This window comes from Bradyrhizobium sp. MI1.11, assembly GCF_055811255.1.
This window is the reverse complement of the sequence record NZ_JBVVPM010000009.1, coordinates 155,349-174,750: the sequence shown is the minus strand read 5'-3', so window position 1 is coordinate 174,750 and position 19,402 is coordinate 155,349. Positions and strand designations below refer to the sequence as shown.

The following is a 19,402-nucleotide window of genomic DNA, read 5'->3' as shown; positions in this document are numbered from 1 at the left end:
GGGAGCAAGACGAACGGAGACATCGCATGGGCACAGGCAAACTGATCGGAAAAGTCGCGCTGGTGACCGGAGCGTCATCCGGGATTGGAGCAGCAACGGCCGTGGCTCTTGCAGCCGAAGGAGCGCGCGTGGCGATCGCAGCCCGGCGCATGCAGCGCTTGGGAGATCTTGCGGAGCGGATACGCCAAGCCGGCGGCCAGGCGCTTCCGCTCGAAGTCGATGTTTCGGACGAGGCGCAGGTCTCGGCGATGGTGCTGCGCGCTATCGAGGAGTTTGGGCGGCTCGACATGTTGCTCTGCATAGCCGGCGTTGGCGTCGCCGCGCCGTTCCAGAACACCACGACAGCTGAATACCGTCAGATGATCGACGTAAACTTCCTGGGGCTGCTCTACCCGATCCATGCCGCGCTGCCGGGAATGAAGCGGCAAGGTTCGGGGCATATCGTGATCCTCTCATCCGGCACCGGACGCTATATCCATGCCTCAACGGTCTATTCCGGGACCAAGCATGCTGCCAGCGCCATGGCGGAATCGCTTCGACGCGAAGTCGGGAAGGACGGCATCCGCGTCACGACGATCGAGCCGGGGGCCGTCAAAACCGAGTTTGTCGCGCAGATGCGTCCCGATGTCCGCCAGGCGGTGGAGACCAGACTGGGAGACATGGAGCAGCTCGAGAGCGAGGACATCGCCGCTGCCATCCTCTACGCGGTGACGCAACCGCCCAGGGTCAACGTCAACATCCTCACGCTTTATCCCACCCAGCAGGCCTGAGCCCGCCGTCATGCCGGGTAACAAACATTCAGGGATTTGCCGCATCCTGATCGGCGCGGGCATCCCGGCGCGGTCGATTGTGCGGGAGTGAAGGGTCGCGCGCTGCTTTCGCGGGGAAGGCGTCACGGCTTCACGAACCGATAGGCGAAGCGATCGGTGTTGCCTTTGATGGCGGGATCGAACACCTTGATCGTGTGCGGGTCGTCCTTGTTCGCGAGCAGGGTGCTTTGTGCGTCCAGCACGAAGCCGGCCGCCTCCACCTCCTTGCGAACGGATGCAGGCTCGATCCGATGCAGCGACTGGGCCTCGCTCGTGCCCGCCCCGAGCGCGGCGGCGTGGTCGACGATGACGTAGCACCCGCCGGGCTTCAGCCGCTCGTAGACGGCTCGATTGAATTGGGCCGCCGTCGCGCCCCGGGCCTGGATCAGTGCGGTGTGGAGATCGTGGTAGAACAGGTGCAGCCACAGCACATCCGCCGGTCGCGTGACCTCCGGCATCGCCACGAGGTCCGCCGAGACGGCTTCGACGTTGTCTCGACCCGGCTCCCTTGCAAGCGCCTGGATGCGACCGAGCGGATCGTTCTTGAAGTGGGCCACTTCGGCCGGCACGAAGCTGTCAACCCGTCCTTAGCCTCCCACGATCTCGGAGAAGAGACGGGTCCAGTCGCCATCGCCTGGGTAAACGTCGATGACGGTGGAGCCCGCATTGATGCGTGCGAACCGGATCAACTTGGACAGCTTGGATTGGTCGTACATCTGGATCTCCTTTAGGCTTAGGCATTCGACACGCGCGCGACTCGTGCCAGTGCCTGCGTGTCGATGTATTCCCTGATGTTCGTCAGTTTGCCGTTGCGAACGGTGATGGCGAAGACCCAGTCGTCCCTAAACGTCTTGTTCGTGGCTTTGATCTTCCCCTTCGCGAAGCCGACGACCAGGACCCGGTCGCCTTGCGCGACGAACTCCCGGGGTTCGGTGGACGTTTCGACCGACCTGGATGCCGTCTCCAGCAGATCCGTCACCCCGTCGTGCCCGCGATGCGTTCCGGCCAGCGGCCAGTCCTCGCCCGGAATGATCCACTCGATGTCCTCAGTGACCAGCGCCAGCAGAGCCTCTCTGTCGCCACGGCCGATCGCGGCGAAGAAGTCCTTCACGGTCTGGATGTTCTTCTCGATACTCATGGGAATTTCTCCGTTTCGCTCGGATCGGATCGCGCGCGATCCGATCGCATGCTTCGTGTCCCCGTGTTCATCAGCCGAACTTGACCAGATCCTTGAAGATCAGGTGGCCCCAGCTGTTTCCGCGCGCCTGCACGAGCAGTCCGCCTTCGGAAAGCCCGCCGAGTTTGATCGGCGCGAAGCCGAGCTTTTCCGCAAGCGCGACAATTTCCGCTGCGGCAGCGTCGTCGTCGCTCGCCAGGAATACGACTCTCCTGCCACCATGGACGGCCGGATCCTGGCCAAGCACGGCAGCACCCAAATGGTTGAAGCCCTTGACCAGTCGACCGCCGGTGAAGGCTTGCGCGAGGGCCTTGGAAGAAGGTCGTCCTCCCAGTTTCTCAGGCGGCACGCCGTAGGCATTGGTCACATCGACGATCGTCTTGCCCTGCCAGGTGGGCAGCGCCTTCGCGACATCCTGGTGCGACTCGAAACGGACGGCCAAAACGATGATGTCCGCCTTGACGGCGTCCGCCAGCTTTTTGGGAATGATCGTGGGTCCGATCGCGGCCGCGGCGGATGCAAAGCTTTCCGGGTCGCGCGTGGTTGCAACGGATACTTCGATGCCATTGCGGGCAAACGCCCTGGCCAGGGCCTGGCCGATATGGCCGAAGCCGATAATTGCGTAGCTCATGATGTTTCTCCGATCTTGTGTCGATGGCGCGGTCAGACCTGCGCCATGCCGCCATCGACGGCGAGATCCACGCCGGTGACGTAAGAACTTTCATCGGAGGCGAGGAACGTGACGGCAGCCGCGATTTCCTCCGGCTTGCCCCTGCGACCCATCGGGACCTGTGAAGCAAATCCGGCGGCGGCTTGCTTGGCTTGCTCGGCGGTCAAGCCCGTCGTTGTTTCCAGGGCAGGGGTTTCGGTTGGTCCGGGGCTCATCGTGTTGACACGGATCTTGCGGTCCTTCAGCTCCAGCGTCCAGGCGCGCGAGAAGCTGCGCACCGCCGCCTTGCTCGCGGCGTAGACGCTGAACCCTGGCAACCCCTTCACGTTCGACACCGAAGAGTTCAGGATGATCGAACCGCCGTCCCTGAAGAGGGGGAGGGCCTTCTGCACGGTGAAGAACAGCCCCTTCACGTTGACGTCGAAGGTCTGGTCGAAATGGGCCTCGGTAGCCATCGCGAGCGGTGCGATCGTTCCCGCGCCCGCGTTCGCGAAGAGAATGTCGATGTGACCATGTTTCTCTTTCACGACGGCATAGAGCCGGTCCAGATCTTCCAGGCGCGACACGTCGCCGATGACCGTCGTCACGTTTCTCTCGATGAAGGCCGTGGCTTCCTTCAGTTCTTTCTCGCGTCGTCCGGTGATCACGACATGCGCGCCTTCGTCCACGAAGCGCTTGGCTGTGGCCAGCCCGATCCCGCTGCTGCCGCCGGTGATGACTGCGATCTTGCCTTCTAGTTTTTTCATGATCTTTCTTCCTTCGTTGTGTGTGTGGGCCAGGCGCGGGACTGCGCCGGGATCAGAGTTGCGCCAGGCCGCCGTCGACGGCGACTTCGCTGGCGGTCATGAAGCTGCTGTCCGACGAGGCGAGAAAGGCCGCGACGGCTCCGATCTCCGAGGGATCGGCCATGCGCTGCAGCGGAGTCATCGCGGCGAAGACCTTCTGTCCCTCTTCGCCCAACGCTTCCTTCGCGAGTTCGGTCGCAGTCGCCCCGGGCGACAGCACGTTGACGCGGATGCCGCTGCCCTTCAGGTCCTCCGCCCAGGTCCGCGCGAGGTTACGCACGGCCGCCTTGCTCGCGCTGTAGGCGCTCATGGCCGGCGCGCCCGTGGTGCCGGCGCTCGATCCGGTCAGGATGATCGAACCGCCCCGGCGCATCAGCGGCAGCGCCTTCTGCACCGTGAAGATCGTCCCCTTCACATTGGTGTCGAAGGTTTCGTCGATATGCGTGGCGGTGATCTTGCCGAGCGCAAGCTGGCTTCCCGCGCCGGCATTGGCGAAGACGATGTCGAGGGTTCCGCGCTCAGCCTTCACCGCCGCGTAGAGTCGGTCGAGGTCGGGCTCATCCGAGACCGAGCCCTTCACCGCGCGGGCATTGGGCCCGAGGGCGGCGACGGCCGCGTCGAGCGCTTGCTGCCGGCGGCCGAAGATGAAGACGAAGGCGCCGTCCTCGATGAAGCGCCTTGCCGCGGCGCGGCCGATGCCGGTCGCGCCACCCGTGATGACTGCAACCTTGCCGTCAAGCTTTCCCATAATTTCTCCTGTCGTGGTGCCGGGACAGCATCTGCCCCCGACGTCCCCGACATAGGTCCGCCGGCGTCAGGCGTTGAGTGCGGAAGCGCGCACATCGGTGGTGCAAAATCGATCCGGCCGCGCGTCCGACGCCAGCCGCGACGGTCCGCCGTTCGGAACTGGGTCGTATTTGTCGGAACTGGCTATGATGACCCCTCGGACTGCTGTAGGAGGCGTCAGATCCGGGCTTTGGAAGGCGCACCGCGCGGTGCGGGATTGCACCATGATCGACTGGGATGACGTTCGCTATTTTCTAGCCGTCGCGCGCGGAGGCTCGGTGCGGGCGGCCGCCGAGCACCTCGGTGTGAACCACGCGACCGTGCTGCGACGCATCGCCCAGCTCGAGGAACGCCTCGGGGTGCAGATGTTCGAAAAGCTGCCTTCGGGCTACCGCCTGACGGCTGCGGGCGAGGAGGTCCTCGAATTCGCGGACCAGATGGAAGCCTCCTCACACCTGCTGGAGACGCGTGTGTTCGGGCGCGACCAGAGCGTGCGTGGGCGTCTGCGGGTGACGCTGGCGCCGCCGCTTGCGACGCACCTGCTGATGCCCGATTTCGCCGATTTTGCGCGCCTGCATCCTGATATCGAGATGGATATCTTGTCGGCCGGCGAGCTGGCTAATCTGACCAACCGGGAGGCCGACGTCGCGATCCGCGTCGTCTATGACCGCAAAACCCTCCCGCAAAATCTTCACGGCATGAAGGGACCGGAGCTGTTCGGCGCCGTCTACATATCCAGGGATCGGCTGGCCGCCTGGCGCGCGGGCGCGCCTGATCCCTTGCGCTGGATCGTCATCAGCATGCACGGCATCCCGGACTGGGCCAGCGCGGGCGAGGTCCGCACCACGGGCGTTCCATTCAGGACCTCAGACGCCGGGACGCAGATCGCTGCGGTCCGGCAAGGGCTCGGGATCACGACGCTGCCGTGCTTCGTCGGCGATGCCGACCCCCTGCTGGTGAGGGTGCCGGGCACCGAGCTACACATGTACGGAACGGTTTGGCTCCTCACACAGGGCGAGACACGCAAGACCAAGCGCGTGCGGCTCTTCACCGAGTTCGTATCCCGCAGGCTCGCCGCGTACGCGCCGCTTCTCGCGGGGCTGTCCGTATCGCGCGACTGACGGGGCAGGTCGGTCCATTCGGATGCCGTCCGGTGGTCGGCCGGGAATGCCTTGAAATACAAGCCGCCCTCCAATATGACTACTGTAGTCATATTGGAGGACTCATGCGAGAGATTCAGCTTCGTGACGCAAAGGCTAACCTCTCCGCGGTCGTCGATGAAGCGGTCGATGGCAAGCCCGCGATCATCACGCGTCACGGTAAAAAGCAGGCGGTGGTCTTGAGCTATGAGGAGTGGCGGCGTCTGTCGCAGGTGCCGAGCTTCGGGCGCCTGCTGATGGCGGCCCCCGTGCGGGCGGGCGATGTGCCGACGCGTAATCGCGCCAAGCTGCGCAAGACCGACTTCTGAGACGTGTATCTCGTCGATACCAATGTCATATCTGCCGCCTCGCCGAACCGGCCGACGCCTGCGGCACTCGTCGCGTGGATGGATGCGCAATCCGCCTCCTTGTTCTTGTCCGTCGTGACGATTGCGGAGGTTGAGGACGGAATAGCCAAATTGCGACGCGAGAAAGCCACGCGCAGGAGTAGAGATTTGGCTCAACGGCTGGAAGCCGTGCTGCACCTGTATGAGGATCGAATCCTGGCGTTCGATACCCCCACTGCGCGGATCGCCGGACAATTGTCGGACCGCGCGCGAGGGCAGGGGCATTCTCCGGGATTTGCCGATATCATGATTGCCGCAACTGCGCGTCAGCACTCGTTGACGGTCTTGTCACGCAACGCGAGGCATTTCCTGCCGCTCGGCGTACCCGTGCATGATCCCTTCGACGAGCTGCCGCCGTCCTGATCATCGCGCAGGCATAGGGAGGGCGTGGCCTCTAATTGGCTGCCCACCGCTACTCCGCCCCAACCGAACCCGCCTGTCGCTGAGCCGCGATCAGCATCTCCACGAACGCCGTCACCTTGGGCGGCCGGAAGCGGGCCGCGGGGTAGACCGTGTGAATGCCGCCGGATGGCAGTTGCCATTGCGGCAGGATGTGAATGAGGCGGCCCGCCGCGAGATCGTCGGCCACCAGGAAGTCTGGCAGCACCGAAAGGCCGCCGCCGGCGAGCACGGCCGCGAGTACCCCCGGCGTCGTGTCGATCGCGATGCTTGCTTGCAGCCGCACAGCGCGTCGATCGAGATCGCCGCGCGAAAACTGCCACAGCAGCGGCTCGCGCAGCGCCATGTTGGCGATGAACGGCAGCGTGACGATGTCGTCGGGATCGCGCGCGGCGGCGATCCGATCCGTGAACGCGGGAGCGCCGACCAGACATTGCCGGAACGATCCGGTCTTGCGCGCCTGCAGGCTGGAATCGACCAGCCAGCCGACACGGATCGCCATGTCGATCTGGCCTGAGGCGAGATCGACCGTCTGATCTTCGAGCGTCAACTCCACGCGGCAGTTGGGATAGCGCGCCGCGTAGGCGGTGACGACGGCAACGACGACGGCCGTGCCGTAGTCGTTGGGCGCCGTGATCCGCAATGTGCCGGTCGGCTCGGCGGCTGCCTGGGCGAGCTCGTCGAAGGCATCCTCCGCTTCGCGCAGGATCATGACGCAGCGCGCATGAAACGTCCGGCCCGCCTCGGTCGGATGGACCCGGCGCGTCGTGCGCACGAGCAGGCTGGTGCCGAGGTCGCGCTCCAGCTGCGCCACCTGCTGGCTCACCACGGCCTTGGTGATGCCGAGCCGTTCGGCTGCCCGCGTGAAGGATCCGGTGTCCACGACGGCTGCGAAATAGGCGAGGCGGTTCAGGTTCATGGCTCGTCCGGTCATCTATTGTCAGTCAATAGCATACATTCTGTATATTCTGTTGATATTTATCTACCAATGTGCGCGTGCCACATTGCGGTTCAAGGAGATCGCCATGTCCGCGCCCATTCCCATCACCTACCTGTTCGATCCGCTCTGCGGCTGGTGCTACGGCGCCGCCGCGCTGCTCGAACAGCTCGTCGCCCGGCCGGATTTCGCTGTCGAACTTGCGCCGACAGGCCTGTTTGCCGGCGAGGGCGCGCGTCCGATGGACGACGGCTTTGCCGCTTATGCCTGGAGCAACGACCAGCGGATTTCGCGCTTGAGCGGCCAGCCCTTCAGCGAAGCCTATCGCCGCGATGTGCTGGGCGACCGCACGCGCCTGTTCGATTCCGGCCCGACGACACTGGCGCTCACGGCAGTCGCGCTCATGGCCCCGGATCGGGAGTTCGCGGCGCTGAAGGCCTTCCAGCTCGTCCGCTATGTCGAGGGCCGCGACAGCACGGATATCTCCGTTCTGTCGGACGTGCTGCGCACGATGAATTTGCCTGAGGTTGCCGCGCGTCTGGCGAGCCCCGACACCGCATTGATCATCGCCTACCGCGCGCGCCTGGAGGCTGCGCGTGCCGAGATGCGCCGGTTCGGCGTCAACGGTGTCCCGGCCCTCATCGTAGGGACGGGCCATGATCGCCGCCTGATGCAGGCGAGCGCGCTGTTCGGCAGCCTCGACGTCCTCGTCGACGGACTCAAGGCGGCCTGAGCGCCGCGCTCAACAGAGACCGGACCATCCAGTTTGAATTTCGCGATCCCAGACCAGCACCAGGAGACCAACATGCCGACAAGGAGAACCATCATGAAAACCACTCTCGCCGCGGGCGCCGCCGCACTCTTCGCACCCGCAGGGCTTGGCCATGCCGCCGGCGGGCTCACCTGGAAGCATTTTCCAGCCGGACAGAACGGTTTCTTCCGGGCTCCCGTTCTGGTGTCCGGGCCGAGCGAAGCCGTACTGATCGATGGCGGCTTCACGCTGTCAGATGGCAAGGCTGTCGCAGACGCCATCAAGGCCACCGGCAAGAAGCTCACCACCATCTACATCACCCAGTCGGACCCGGATTATTACTTCAGCCTCGGCGCCATCAAGGCGGTCTTCCCCGAGGCACGCGTGCTGGCGGCGCCCGCGACGGTGGCGGCCATTAACGCCAGTGTGGAAAAGAAGCTTGCGGTCTGGGGACCGCAGCTCAAGGCGAACGGCCCGCAGGTGCTCGCCGATGTGGTGATCCCCGAAGCGTTCGACGGCAAGACGCTCAGCGTGGACGGCGAGAGCATCGAGATCGTCGGCGCAGACGGCCTGGTCAACCGGCGCTATCTGTTCGTGCACTCGCTCAACGCGGTGTTCGGCGGCGTGCTGATCTTCTCCGGCGTCCATGTCTGGACCGCCGACACGCCGACCAAGGAGCAGCGCGGGGCCTGGATCGCCAATCTCGAAAAGATCGCGGCGCGCAAGCCGGCGATTGTCGTGCCCGGCCATCTGTCGGTGGATGCGAAGACCGACCTGTCCGGTGTCGAGCACACCATCGCTTACCTCAAGGCGTTTGACGAAGAGCTGGCCAAGGCCAAGGATTCCGCCGCGCTCAAGGCAGCGATGGAAGCGCGCTTCCCCGGCCTCGGCATGGGCGTTGCGCTCGACATCGGCGCCAAGGTCGCCACCGGCGAGATGAAGTGGGGCTGAGATGGCTCGCAACCTCGATCTGATCCGCGCCACCTATGAGGGATCATCGTCGGAACAGAACGGCCGGAATCTCCTGGCCGCTCTCGCTCCCGATGCCGCGTGGACCGAAGCGGAAGGGTTTCCGTACGCGGGCACCTATGTCGGACCCGACGCGATCATATCAGGCGTATTCCGGCGTCTCGCCACCGAATGGACCGGCTACCGCGCCGATGTTCACACCTATCTCGAAGACGGCGACCGCGTCGCCGCCTTCGGCGTCTACTCCGGGACCTACAAGGCGACGGGCAAATCCATGCGCGCCAATTTCGCGCATCTCTATCTGCTGAAGGACGGCAAGATCGCCAGCATGACGCAATATGTCAACACCGCGATGGTGCAGAAGGCGTTGGAGCCTGCCGGCCACTGAGAGCCGGCTGACGTCGGCATGTACGAGAGAGGGAGCCCGCGACATGCGGGCTCCCCTTTTTCGTTCCGGCGCCTGCTAGATCTTGATGAAGTTGTGCGCGGCCAGCGCGCCGAAGGGCAGTGTTGCCAATCGTCCGCCGACCTCGAGCGAGCCCAGATCCACCGGGAAGAAGCCGGTGCCTTCGATGAGTTTGCGAACCTCGGCCTTTGCGGCAGCGTCATCGCCCGAATAGAACAGTACGTGCCGGCCACCCGCAACGTCCGGATTCGACAGCGCCGCGACGTCCTTGACCACGCGGGCGCCCGGAACGAACTGGCTGAAGACCTCGCTCGAATGCTTGTCGCCGAGATCGACGGCCTTGATGCCGTAGGCCGCGAGCGGGTTGCTCGGGTCCTTCGCATCCGCCGAGTTGGGATCGAGGAATTCCACCGGATTGGTGGCGTCGACGACGATGCGACCGTTCCAGGCCGGCAAGCGGCTGAACACCTTCTCCACATCAGTCCAGCGGATGGCGGCGATTACGATATCGGCGCCGGCTGCCTCTTGCACGGTGCCGGCCTTGATTGAAGGGCCGAACTCCTGAATCAGCGACGCCAGCGATTCCGGTCCGCGGCTGTTGGAGATAGTGGCCGAGATGCCTTTCCTGGCGAGAGCGCGTGCGAGGTTCGAGCCGAGGGCGCCAGAACCGATGATACCAATACTCATGATGGACTCCTGTGAGGTGAGGGGCTTGAAAGAAGGACCGCCAGCGCCCCGAAGGCTGGTCGGTCGTTACTGATCGATGCCGTTCGGCATTGAAGATATTATGTGTCGATGACACGATTACATTTAAGAGCAAAACAAATCACCAGGCGAGCGGAATGGAGAACTTGCCCAGCCGCGCCACCTCGGCTGCAACATCCGCCACTGTCGTTTTTGCGAGTTCAGCCTCGAGCGCTTTGCGCGCGCGGTCTAGGGCGGGTTGTATCGCCGCGATGATATTGCCGCCGACCGCGCAACTCTCGCAGGGCGGGGTCCGGTGCAGCGAAAACAGCTCGGTGTCCTCGACCGCCGCATAGACATCGAGCAGCCGTATCTTCTTTGCCGGTTTCGCCAGCAAGGAGCCGCCACCCGCTCCGAGCTGCGAACGCGTCAGCCCGGCATCGCTCAGGCGGGACAAAAGCCCGCGGATGACGACGGCACCGGTGTTGGCCGACCAGGCGAGATCCTCGGACCGCAGCGGCTTTCCGTCGCTCACGGCAAGTCCGGTGAGGATATGAACGGCAACGGCGAAGCGGGTGCTGGTCGGCATGACGATCTCGTTTGTGTGTAACCATCACTATTACACACTTTCGGCGATGTCAACACTGGTGCGTCTGCAAGCGGCTGGATGCGCGGCTGTGCCGGAGCTAAAGGCCAGCGCCTTTGGCGACGCGCGTGCACGAGGTCATGGATATGACCACCGGCCCCGTCTATACCGAGGTCGCACGACAGGACAGAGCGATGATCGTATGCTCGCAGTCATCACGGTGAAGATATGACTGCCGACGATCTTGGATTTGACGTGAGGAGCCATGGTGGTTTCGGAAGACAACAGATCTCTCGCCCGCTATTTGAGAGATGCTACGCAGGGCTCACCGACGGTTACGAAATATTGGGATGATGCCCACGTCTGCGACGTCGATATCATGATCATCAAGAACGTCCCGGCAGGAGGCGTTTCCACCTATGCCAGCCTCGCGCTCTCCGACGCGAAGACAGGCCTGACGTCCGGCGGCAAGGCCCTGGGCGTCGAGATTTTGCTGGCTCTGGCGACGGAATGCGCCGAGGGCGCCAACATGATCGCGACCTGCGCTTTCAGCATCAAGAAGGGCGAAATCACACCCTTGCCCGGCGTCGTCATTCCGCGAGCCCTGGAACTGTATGGCGAAGGGCGCGAGATGAAGCACGCCATGCTCATCTCTCCGTTCTTGTGGAACCTTGAAACACAGTCCTTCTCGGCCAAGTCCGTCGCCTGGCTGCAGGTGCTACCTATTTCGGACGCCGAGCGGGACTACGCGCTGGCGAACGGGCCCGAAGCGCTGGAGGATCTGTTCGAGGACCGACAGATCGACGTATTCGATATCGATCGTCCCAGCGCTCTTTGATACCTTGACCGCCGCTATCCTCGTGGACGCCTGCGACTCGCCTGGCCCGAAGGGTATCGCTTCGCGTCTCGCTACCGCGGCGCCAGCCCCGCGCCGTTTTGAAATGCCAACAGCCCAATGCAGAAAATCGCTGCGCCAACCCACAGCACCACCGGCACCAGGTACGGCGACGAAATGACCTCCAGCACCGGGAATGCTTTGTCTGAAACAAACCTTCTGTGCGCCACCCATGCGGTTGCGACGAGGGGCGTAAAGGCGACAACGAAGTAAAGCGCCCCCAGGACCCAGCCAAAGGCGGTCAAATCCCTGGATCGCGTGACCTCTCCCGCAAAGCCAAGCGCGGCAATTGACACGAACGCGCCCAACGCGCTGATGAGGAGCTCGGCAGCCAGGACGACGATGGATAGAGTTGCATTCATGCTTGGATTCCGTTTGCGAATGAGAATTCCCCGAAGCCGCAGCCCGGATGGCCGCTGACCGCATCAGCCACGATTGAAGTCCTCGAGATCGCGGATAAAGCGTTCGAAGTCGGGCGTCAGCTCGTGCATGTTCGGGAAGTCGGCTCGAAGGGGAACGCCACTTGTGGGTCAAGGGGGTTCCGACAGTTTAGCGCGGAGAGGAAGGTGCTTGCAATCGGCGTGGTCATTCGAACTAGGATTGGCCAGACTCGGCCAAACCGCAAGATCGGTCGAGCGTGTCATTGCCGTCAGCGACTAGATGGAGCCGCCACGGAGGAGGGACGATGAAGGCGGCGCTGCAAAACTATCAGGACCGGATGCGACGGGTGCTGGATCATATCGATCGGCATCTCGACGGTGATCTGGATCTGGACACGGTGAGTGCTGTTGCGGCTTTCTCAAAGTATCATTTCCACCGGCAGTTCTCGGCAACCTTCGGATTATCAGTGCATCGCTATGTCCAGCTGGCCCGCATGAAGCGCGCTTCGCATCAACTAGCCTATATGGACGCCCTTGATGTGACGGAGATTGCGATGGATGCCGGTTACGATGCACCGGATGCCTTCGCTCGCGCCTTTCGGCAACGGTTCGGGCAATCGCCGTCTCCTTCCGGAAGTCTCCCGACTGGGAGCCGTGGCTTGCGGCCTTGGGGCCTCTCGACAATGCCAGGAGCAAGCTCATGCAGAAGATTTTTACCACCAACGACGTGACGATCCGTGATGTGCCCCCGACGCCGGTGGCAATCATGGAGCATCGCGGCGACCCGGCGACGCTTCCCGCCACCATCCAGCGCTTCATCGCGTGGCGCAAGGCGGCGAACCTGCATCCCAGGACAAGTCCGACCTTCACTGTTTGGCATTCCGAGAGGCGTCCGGCGCAGCGGGACGAATACAGCATCGACCTTTGTGTCGGCACCGACCAGCCGATCGCGGCGAACGGCGAAGAGATCAAGACCGGCGAGATCCCTGGCGGGCGCTGCGCGGTGCTGCGCGTCGTCGGCTACACCGACAATCTGGAGCCTGCCGCGCTCTTTCTTTATCGCGACTGGCTTCCAGCCAGCGGCGAGGAAGCCCGCGACTTCCCGATCTATTGCCAGCGGCTGAGCTTCTTCCCGGAGGTGCCGGAGCACGAGACTGTTGCGGACGTTTTCTTGCCGCTGAAGTAGCGACCGCTGACGGCGGCCTGTCGCTTCCAATCACGGAAACCGACAGGCCGCCATTCCCCGATCAAGTCCGCCGCGATCCGCTCCCGCGTTCAACTCGGGAAACGGGTGGCAGCTCGCCGGTGCCTGATGTCTTGTTCGGATCCTGTTTGACATCAGGAGAGTCTCGCGGTGGAACTGGCAAACAAGACGATCATCATAACCGGCGCCAGCAGCGGTATCGGTGCTGCCGCGGCGTCGCTGTTCGCGTTCGAAGGCGCCGATGTGGTGCTCGGGGCTCGTCGCGTCCCCGAGCTGCAGGCGGTTGTTGCAAGCATCGAGAGCGCCGGAGGGCGCGCGACTTTTCTTGCGGGCGACGTTCGGGACACCGGCTATGCTGCCCGCCTTGTCGAGCACGCCGTCACGACGTTCGGAAAACTTGACGGCGCTTTCGACAATGCCGGCATCGTCGGCGAGATGACGCCGGTCCCCGAGATGAGCGTCGAAAACTGGACCGATGTGCTCGCGGTGAATCTCACCTCGGCGTTCCTCAGCGCAAAGGCGCAGATCCCGGCGCTGCGCAAGCAGGGCGGCGGTTCGATCGTTTTCACGTCGTCCTTCGTTGGGTTCAGCAACGGCGGCATGCCGGGAATGGCGGCGTACGCAGCCTCCAAGGCAGGACTGATCGGCCTGGCTCAATCGCTGGGCGCCGAGCATGCGGCCGAAGGCATTCGCGTCAACGCGCTTCTGCCTGGAGGGACCATCACCCCGGCGGCAGGCGAAGGAAATCCCGACGCCCTGAATTTTATCGCCGGGCTCCACCCGATGAAGCGGATGGCGAGTCCCAAGGAGATCGCGCAGGCGGCGGTTTTTCTCCTGAGCGACCGGGCATCGTTCATGACGGGCAGTCCCATGACGGTTGACGGTGGCATGTCGGTGCGCCTGACCTGACGACGAACCCGCCAAGCGCACGACGACGGTCACCTCGGCGCAAACACGGGATGTTCGCCACCAATCGCCATGATACGAAATCCCGTCGTTCGCTTCCGGAGCCCAATATTGATGTCCGCCGCCACCGCCCCGACTCAGCCGCCCGCAAGCGCCGCCGAAACCGATCCCGAAACACTCGGCTGGATGAAAGGCTTCCCGCCTTCCCCCGACCGCACCATCAGTTTCCAGGACGGCTCGTTCCGCAGCTTCCCCGAGCTGCGCTGGGCCTGGAGCAACATCCGCCAGCTGGTGCCGACCGTGAACGTCTGGCGCGGGGCGGGGCCTGCGTCGGCGCTGCCGCGCGAGGACCACGACATCGGCGCGGTCGCCTGCGTCACGATGGACGGGCGTCCCATCACGTTCGCGAAGATGCTCGACGAGACTTACACCGACGGCATCGCCGTGCTGCACCGGGGCAAGCTGATCTATGAGCGCTATTTCGGCGCGTTGAAGCCGCACAAGCCGCATATCGCGATGTCGGTGACGAAGTCGTTCACGGGCGTGCTCGCCGGCATTCTGGTCGCCGAGGGCAAGATCGATCGGCAGGCGCCTGTCGCGGAGTATGTGCCTGAGCTGAAGGCCAGCGCCTTCGGCGATGCGCGCGTGCACGAGGTCATGGATATGACCACCGGGCTCGAATACACGGAGGTCTATACCGACAAGAACTCGCATGTGTGGGGACTGCGGCGCGCCAACGGCATGGCGCCGATTCCACCCGGCTATGACGGTGCGACCACCATCTTCGATTTCCTGGTCGCGCAGAAGAAGCAGGGCGAGCACGGCAAGGCCTTTGCCTACAAGACCGTCAACACCGACGCGTTGGCCTGGATCATCCGCCGCGTCAGCGGCATGACGTTGTCCGATCTGCTCTCCGAGCGGATCTGGCAGCCGATGGGCGCGGAGGAAGACGCGCATTACCACGTCGATCGCATCGGCACCGAAAGCGGCGGCGGCGGCCTGTCGACCACCTTGCGCGACCTCGCCCGCTTCGGCGAGACCATGCGCAATCACGGCCGCTTCAACGGCCGGCAGATCGTGCCTTCGTCTGTCGTCGAGGACATCGTGCGCGGCGGCGATCCCGAAAAATTCAAGCCGGCCGGCTACACCACGCTAACAGGTACGTCCTATCGCAATCAATGGTGGGTCACGCACAACGCCCACGGCGCCTATATGGCGCGCGGCGTTCACGGCCAGGGCATCTATATCGATCCCAAGGCCGAGATGGTGATCGCGCGCTACGCCTCGCACCCCGTAGCGGGCAACGCCGCCAACGACCCCGTGACGCTGCCGGCCTACATGGCGCTGGCGAAGCAGCTGATGGCGGGCGGGTGAGGCCGCCTCACGGCAGCTCCCGCCAGCGCATCGGCAAAATGCCGTCCTGCCTGAAGCTATCGAGGAAGCGGAAGCGGGCGGCTTGCGGATTGGGGCGGGATTCGATCGGTTTGCCCAGGATCTGCACGACGTCGTTCTCGTCATAGGCGGGCCAGGGTGGCAGGTCCGATCGGTTGGGATCGCCATGCGCGGCGAAATTGACCCAATAGGCCATCATGGTCCGCGCCAGCGCGCGGTCCTCTTCGGCCGGCGGTGCCGAGCTGCCGATCACCTGTTGCGGTGTCAGTGTGCCGAACACGAACGGAATTTCAGTGACGTGCGAGGCGATCGGCGTGTAATGCGAGGTATAGCTGAAGCGATAGCCGTAGACCGGCGCTTGTCGCCCGCGCCGATGCAGACGCAGCCACTGCCAGCATTGCTCCCCGACCACATAGTCGCCGTTAAGCGCCGCCGCGGAAGTCCTGGCCTCCGCGTCGGTCGCCGCGGGATAGACCCTCAGGAAATCGGCCATGCGCTCCTTGCCGAACATCGCCTCAGCCGCGGCGACAAAGGCTTGCGCCGATTGGTCGGGGAGTGACTGCGAACGGAAAGGAAATTCTTCGGCGGCATTCCAGCCTGCCAGCAGCGGGATGTGCATCTGTTCGCCGCGAAGGAATCGCCGTGCGGGCACATCAGGCACAACATGACCATCGATACTCGGCGAGAAGGCCGTCACGACCGGGCTGGTCCTGAAACTCCATGGCGCGGCTGCATTCAATCGATCGGCCGGCATGCTGCGCAAAGCTGCGATCGACCCGTTGCCCCGTTGCCGGGCAAAAGCCAGACCACGCGCGCGGGCTTCTTCAAAGCCCTGGAGTGGGCCGTGCTTGCCGTCCCAGAACGCGCCGCTCTGTCCAATGGCCTTGTGAAACAGTCCGTGCGCGAGCGGAGAGGCCATCAAGATGCCGACGGCCATGGCGCCGGCGGATTCGCCGAACAGGGTGACGTTGTCGGGGTCGCCGCCAAAGCCGGCGATGTTGGCCTTGACCCAGCGCAGCGCCGCCAGTTGATCCTGCAGGCCGTAATTGCCTGATGGCGCCTCCATGTCGAGATCGGGATGGGCGAGGAAGCCGAAGATGCCGAGGCGGTAGTTGAAGCTGACGACGACGACACCTTTCACTGCTAGCGCGTTGCCATCGGTTGCAGGATTGGCCGAGGAGCCGAACTGAAAGCCGCCGCCGTGAATCCACACCATCACGGGCCGCTTCTCATCCGCGCGCTTCGCCCCGGTCCAGACGTTGAGATAGAGGCAATCCTCGTCGCGCGGTCCCGGCCGCTGGTCGTTTTCGAGCGCCGATAGACAGCCCGCGCCGAACACGCGCGCATCGCGCACGCCATCCCAGGGCGCCGGCGGTTGCGGTGCGCACCAACGCAGAGGTCCGGCCGGCGGTGCTGCGTAGGGAATGCCTTTGAACGCGATCACGCCGCTTGCATCGCGCGGGCCGCCACGCACGAAGCCTGCTTGCGTGCGGACCACTCGTTGCAGCCCGGCTGCTGTCACACTTGTGGAACCATGCATGGTCACATCTCCAGGGCATTCGCACACAAAGCTTGGCCTTCATGGTTCGAGACGCCCGCCTGAGAGCGGGCTCCTCACCATGAGGATTTGCGATTGTGCCGCGAAACAAGACCTCATCCTGAGGAGCCCGCCGACGCGGGCGTCTCGAAGGATGGCCACAGCGAAACCGCTGCCACGCCGAGATCCTATCGACTTTCTTGTTCGCTCGATTTAGATATTCTGCCAATCGATTGCTAAAAACCGGCAAGCATGCGGCAGCCGCTCCGTTTTCCATGGCCTGATCTCGACGTGGATGATGTCTCCGCGCCCGTTATCGCGGTGCGCGTCGACGTGATCGGGACCAAGGGCGAGGTGCCCGATCACAGGCACCGGAAGGGGCAACTTGTCTTTGCGCTGGGAGGCGCCGTGACATGCCGCATTCCCACCGGTCTGTGGATGGTGCCGCCGCATTGCGCAGTGTGGGTGCCCGGGGGCATGCAGCACAGCAACCTCGCGACAGAAAATGCCCGGCTGTTCTTCGTCTATATCGAGCCTGACCGCGTGGACCTGCCGGATCGTTGCTGCACGCTCTCGATCTCCCCGCTGCTGCGTGAAGTGATCGTCGAATTGTCCGATCAGATCGCGGATGACGAGGCGAGGGTGGACCTTCTGGCCAGCGTCCTTCTGCGCGAGCTTCCCCGCATGCCCGTTCAGCAGCTTCATCTGCCGCTCTCGCCCGAGCCGCGGTTGAAGAAGATTGCCGCAGCGCTGGCGAAAAACCCTTCCGATCGCAGGACGCTGGCCGAATGGGCCGATCGCGTCGCGCTGAGCGAGAGCAGCCTCGCGCGTCTCGTCGTCCGGGAGACGGGCTTGAGCTTCGGGCGCTGGCGCCAGCAATTGCATCTGATCGTCGCCTTGCGGGAGCTGACGTCCGGCGCGAGCGTCCAGCAGGTGTCCGCCGATCTCGGCTACGACTCCGTCGCGGCCTTCATCACCATGTTCAAGAAGGCGCTCGGCAAACCGCCGGGGAAATATCTGAGCGGCATTTTCCCTGAATATAAGAGTTGACTTATATTAGCTTCAACCGATATTCATCCTGGCACGAAACGACGAGGAGGAGCGCCATGGAGATCGACGTCGTCAGGGTATTGGGGCTGGTTACGCGTTCGGTGAGGAATTTCGACAAGGACGGGAAAGCGGCCAGTGCGGTGATACTGACGCGGCTTTACGAAACCAGCGTCGACGATCTCTGGGACGCAGTGACCAGCGAACAACGCATTCCGCGCTGGTTCTTGCCGGTCGAGGGAGATCTCCGGCTCGGCGGAAAGTACCAGCTCAAGGGGAATGCCGGCGGGACCATCACGGCGTGTACGCCGCCGACCCATTTTGCGGCGACGTGGGAATTCGGCGGCGCGATGAGCTGGATCGACGTCAAGCTGACGGCAGAACGAAGCCAGGCGCGGCTGACGCTTGAGCACACCGCGATGATCGAGGATCATTGGAATCAGTTCGGTCCAGGGGCAGTCGGGATCGGCTGGGATCTCGCCATTGCGGGGCTGGAGCGATATGTTGCGACCGGGGCATCGGTCGACCATGAGACGGCTGAGGCATGGATGGGCTCTCCCGCGGGCAAGGAATTCATGACGAGCAGCGGCGAGTCTTGGCGCGCAGCGCATGTCGCAAGCGGCGTGGATCCTGCCACCGCGAAGCAGCGCTCGGACCGCACCATCGCCTTCTATCGCGGCGAGACGCCGCCCGACGCGGCGCATCCGGGCACAGGAAGCTGATGCAAATCTTCGAGGTCCTCGCCGACCCCGTCCGCCGTCGCATCCTCGAGCTGCTTGCGCCCGGCGAGATGGCCTCCGGCAAGGTCGTCGAAGTGATCGGGGCGGAGTTCGGGATCACGCAGGCCGCCGTGTCGCAGCACCTCAAGGTGCTGCGCGAGAGCGGCTTCGCCACGGTTCGCGCGGAGGCGCAACGACGGCTCTATTCGGTCGATGCTGCCGGGCTCCAAGCGGTGGATGCATGGGTCGGTCAGTTCCGCAATTTCTGGGAGCCGAAGCTGGATGCGCTGGCGACGGAAATCGCGCGCGGCAAACGCGAGCGTCGTAACGCGCCAATGACCAGGCGGGGCGGGAAGCGGGCGTGAAGGCATCGCGGCAAAGGCCACGTAGCATCTCGCCGCTTCAGTGAGGCACGAAAGGCGCTGCCAAGACAGCAAGCATGCCAAAGCTGGCGATATTCCAGAACAGCGAGCGGACGAGAGGTATGCCGGATAGGTAAAGCGCGGTGTAGGCGATGCGTCCGCCAAGATAGGCGATCGATCCCCAATAAGTCAGCTCATTGTGAACGCCTGCGGCGTGAGAGATGAGGATCGCTGCGGCAAAGAACGGAAACGTCTCCATGTAGTTGCGGAAATTTCGGTTGAGGCGGCCGGGGATGGGCTTGAGCGGCGGCATCTCGGTGTCGCGCGGGCTCGCAGCCCATCTGAGGCCGTACTGCAGGTTCGCGGCTTGCGCGGCGGCGACAAGCTGTACGAAGCCCCAGACGATTGCGGCGGCCAGCATCGATAGCTCGAAGCTCATCGCCATTGGCTGTCCC

Annotated in this window: 23 protein-coding genes and 2 pseudogenes; 14 read left to right on the top strand and 11 right to left on the bottom strand. The window is 63.9% G+C overall.

Annotation, left to right across the window (positions count from 1 at the left end; genetic code table 11):
• Positions 1-26: 26 nt before the first annotated feature.
• Positions 27-770 (top strand): SDR family oxidoreductase, encoded by a 744-nt coding sequence (locus tag AC0L30_RS12365; RefSeq protein WP_007592179.1) that lies wholly within the window; start codon positions 27-29, stop codon positions 768-770.
• A 122-nt stretch (positions 771-892) separates the two neighbouring features.
• Here AC0L30_RS12365 and AC0L30_RS12360 read toward each other — a convergent pair.
• From AC0L30_RS12360 to AC0L30_RS12340, 5 genes and pseudogenes are all read right to left on the bottom strand, one after another.
• A pseudogene (locus AC0L30_RS12360) lies at positions 893-1,525 on the bottom strand (class I SAM-dependent methyltransferase).
• Positions 1,526-1,542: 17 nt separating this feature from the next.
• The gene (locus AC0L30_RS12355) at positions 1,543-1,947 is read right to left on the bottom strand and encodes a nuclear transport factor 2 family protein (RefSeq protein WP_473404344.1); all 405 of its coding nucleotides are present in this window, start codon (positions 1,945-1,947) and stop codon (positions 1,543-1,545) included.
• A 70-nt stretch (positions 1,948-2,017) separates the two neighbouring features.
• A complete protein-coding gene (locus AC0L30_RS12350; RefSeq protein WP_007592176.1) occupies positions 2,018-2,617 on the bottom strand; it encodes an NADPH-dependent F420 reductase in 600 nt (199 codons plus the stop codon).
• Positions 2,618-2,649: 32 nt separating this feature from the next.
• Positions 2,650-3,402, bottom strand: a complete 753-nt coding sequence (locus tag AC0L30_RS12345; RefSeq protein ID WP_007592174.1) for a glucose 1-dehydrogenase — start codon at positions 3,400-3,402, stop codon at positions 2,650-2,652.
• A 52-nt stretch (positions 3,403-3,454) separates the two neighbouring features.
• Positions 3,455-4,189, bottom strand: a complete 735-nt coding sequence (locus AC0L30_RS12340) for an SDR family NAD(P)-dependent oxidoreductase (RefSeq protein ID WP_007592172.1) — start codon at positions 4,187-4,189, stop codon at positions 3,455-3,457.
• 262 nt (positions 4,190-4,451) lie between these two features.
• Between AC0L30_RS12340 and AC0L30_RS12335 the strand changes: the two genes are divergently transcribed.
• From AC0L30_RS12335 to AC0L30_RS12325, 3 genes are all read left to right on the top strand, one after another.
• Positions 4,452-5,348 (top strand): LysR family transcriptional regulator, encoded by an 897-nt coding sequence (locus AC0L30_RS12335; RefSeq protein ID WP_007592170.1) that lies wholly within the window; start codon positions 4,452-4,454, stop codon positions 5,346-5,348.
• 104 nt (positions 5,349-5,452) lie between these two features.
• Complete coding sequence (locus AC0L30_RS12330; RefSeq protein ID WP_007592169.1) at positions 5,453-5,695, top strand: type II toxin-antitoxin system Phd/YefM family antitoxin; 243 nt, start codon at positions 5,453-5,455, stop codon at positions 5,693-5,695.
• 3 nt (positions 5,696-5,698) lie between these two features.
• Positions 5,699-6,136: a type II toxin-antitoxin system VapC family toxin gene (locus tag AC0L30_RS12325; RefSeq protein ID WP_007592168.1), complete on the top strand. Its 438-nt coding sequence runs from the start codon at positions 5,699-5,701 to the stop codon at positions 6,134-6,136.
• Positions 6,137-6,185: 49 nt separating this feature from the next.
• On the opposite strand, the gene AC0L30_RS12320 is transcribed toward AC0L30_RS12325, so the two are convergent.
• Positions 6,186-7,091: a LysR family transcriptional regulator gene (locus AC0L30_RS12320; protein WP_007592166.1), complete on the bottom strand. Its 906-nt coding sequence runs from the start codon at positions 7,089-7,091 to the stop codon at positions 6,186-6,188.
• Between the two features lie 106 nt (positions 7,092-7,197).
• Between AC0L30_RS12320 and AC0L30_RS12315 the strand changes: the two genes are divergently transcribed.
• From AC0L30_RS12315 to AC0L30_RS12305, 3 genes are all read left to right on the top strand, one after another.
• The gene (locus AC0L30_RS12315) at positions 7,198-7,842 is read left to right on the top strand and encodes a DsbA family protein (RefSeq protein ID WP_007592163.1); all 645 of its coding nucleotides are present in this window, start codon (positions 7,198-7,200) and stop codon (positions 7,840-7,842) included.
• A gap of 72 nt (positions 7,843-7,914) precedes the next feature.
• Positions 7,915-8,811 (top strand): MBL fold metallo-hydrolase, encoded by an 897-nt coding sequence (locus tag AC0L30_RS12310; protein WP_198288229.1) that lies wholly within the window; start codon positions 7,915-7,917, stop codon positions 8,809-8,811.
• A 1-nt stretch (position 8,812) separates the two neighbouring features.
• The gene (locus AC0L30_RS12305) at positions 8,813-9,217 is read left to right on the top strand and encodes a nuclear transport factor 2 family protein (protein WP_473367146.1); all 405 of its coding nucleotides are present in this window, start codon (positions 8,813-8,815) and stop codon (positions 9,215-9,217) included.
• A 75-nt stretch (positions 9,218-9,292) separates the two neighbouring features.
• Here AC0L30_RS12305 and AC0L30_RS12300 read toward each other — a convergent pair whose 3' ends face one another.
• Together AC0L30_RS12300 and AC0L30_RS12295 are read right to left on the bottom strand one after the other, a co-directional pair.
• Positions 9,293-9,922, bottom strand: coding sequence for an NADPH-dependent F420 reductase (locus AC0L30_RS12300; protein WP_473404343.1), 630 nt, complete (start codon positions 9,920-9,922; stop codon positions 9,293-9,295).
• A 139-nt stretch (positions 9,923-10,061) separates the two neighbouring features.
• Complete coding sequence (locus tag AC0L30_RS12295) at positions 10,062-10,508, bottom strand: Rrf2 family transcriptional regulator (protein ID WP_007592157.1); 447 nt, start codon at positions 10,506-10,508, stop codon at positions 10,062-10,064.
• A gap of 376 nt (positions 10,509-10,884) precedes the next feature.
• Between AC0L30_RS12295 and AC0L30_RS12290 the strand changes: the two genes are divergently transcribed.
• On the top strand, positions 10,885-11,343 hold the full coding sequence (locus tag AC0L30_RS12290; protein WP_473367148.1) for a suppressor of fused domain protein: 459 nt from the start codon (positions 10,885-10,887) through the stop codon (positions 11,341-11,343).
• Between the two features lie 71 nt (positions 11,344-11,414).
• On the opposite strand, the gene AC0L30_RS12285 is transcribed toward AC0L30_RS12290, so the two are convergent.
• On the bottom strand, positions 11,415-11,762 hold the full coding sequence (locus AC0L30_RS12285) for a hypothetical protein (RefSeq protein ID WP_007592152.1): 348 nt from the start codon (positions 11,760-11,762) through the stop codon (positions 11,415-11,417).
• Between the two features lie 323 nt (positions 11,763-12,085).
• On the opposite strand from AC0L30_RS12285, the pseudogene AC0L30_RS12280 reads away from it, so the two are divergent.
• The 3 genes and pseudogenes from AC0L30_RS12280 to AC0L30_RS12270 all read left to right on the top strand — a co-directional run bounded on the left by AC0L30_RS12280 (position 12,086) and on the right by AC0L30_RS12270 (position 15,264).
• A pseudogene (locus AC0L30_RS12280) lies at positions 12,086-12,966 on the top strand (AraC family transcriptional regulator).
• Between the two features lie 168 nt (positions 12,967-13,134).
• Positions 13,135-13,893 carry an SDR family oxidoreductase gene (locus AC0L30_RS12275; protein ID WP_007592149.1) on the top strand — a complete coding sequence of 253 codons (759 nt, stop codon included), beginning with the start codon at positions 13,135-13,137 and terminating at the stop codon, positions 13,891-13,893.
• Positions 13,894-14,004: 111 nt separating this feature from the next.
• The gene (locus AC0L30_RS12270) at positions 14,005-15,264 is read left to right on the top strand and encodes a serine hydrolase domain-containing protein (protein ID WP_007592147.1); all 1,260 of its coding nucleotides are present in this window, start codon (positions 14,005-14,007) and stop codon (positions 15,262-15,264) included.
• Between the two features lie 7 nt (positions 15,265-15,271).
• Here AC0L30_RS12270 and AC0L30_RS12265 read toward each other — a convergent pair whose 3' ends face one another.
• Complete coding sequence (locus tag AC0L30_RS12265; protein ID WP_473404342.1) at positions 15,272-16,822, bottom strand: carboxylesterase/lipase family protein; 1,551 nt, start codon at positions 16,820-16,822, stop codon at positions 15,272-15,274.
• A gap of 249 nt (positions 16,823-17,071) precedes the next feature.
• On the opposite strand from AC0L30_RS12265, the gene AC0L30_RS12260 reads away from it, so the two are divergent.
• The 3 genes from AC0L30_RS12260 to AC0L30_RS12250 are packed head-to-tail and all read left to right on the top strand — an operon-like array spanning position 17,072 to position 18,950.
• A complete protein-coding gene (locus tag AC0L30_RS12260) occupies positions 17,072-17,869 on the top strand; it encodes an AraC family transcriptional regulator (protein ID WP_354163874.1) in 798 nt (265 codons plus the stop codon).
• A gap of 56 nt (positions 17,870-17,925) precedes the next feature.
• Positions 17,926-18,588 carry an SRPBCC family protein gene (locus AC0L30_RS12255; RefSeq protein WP_007592144.1) on the top strand — a complete coding sequence of 221 codons (663 nt, stop codon included), beginning with the start codon at positions 17,926-17,928 and terminating at the stop codon, positions 18,586-18,588.
• A complete protein-coding gene (locus AC0L30_RS12250) occupies positions 18,588-18,950 on the top strand; it encodes an ArsR/SmtB family transcription factor (RefSeq protein WP_007592142.1) in 363 nt (120 codons plus the stop codon). The genes AC0L30_RS12255 and AC0L30_RS12250 overlap by 1 nt, the downstream gene beginning before the upstream one ends.
• A gap of 37 nt (positions 18,951-18,987) precedes the next feature.
• On the opposite strand, the gene AC0L30_RS12245 is transcribed toward AC0L30_RS12250, so the two are convergent.
• Entirely contained in the window at positions 18,988-19,392 is a 405-nt protein-coding gene (locus AC0L30_RS12245; RefSeq protein WP_007592139.1) for an MAPEG family protein, read from the bottom strand.
• Positions 19,393-19,402: the final 10 nt, after the last annotated feature.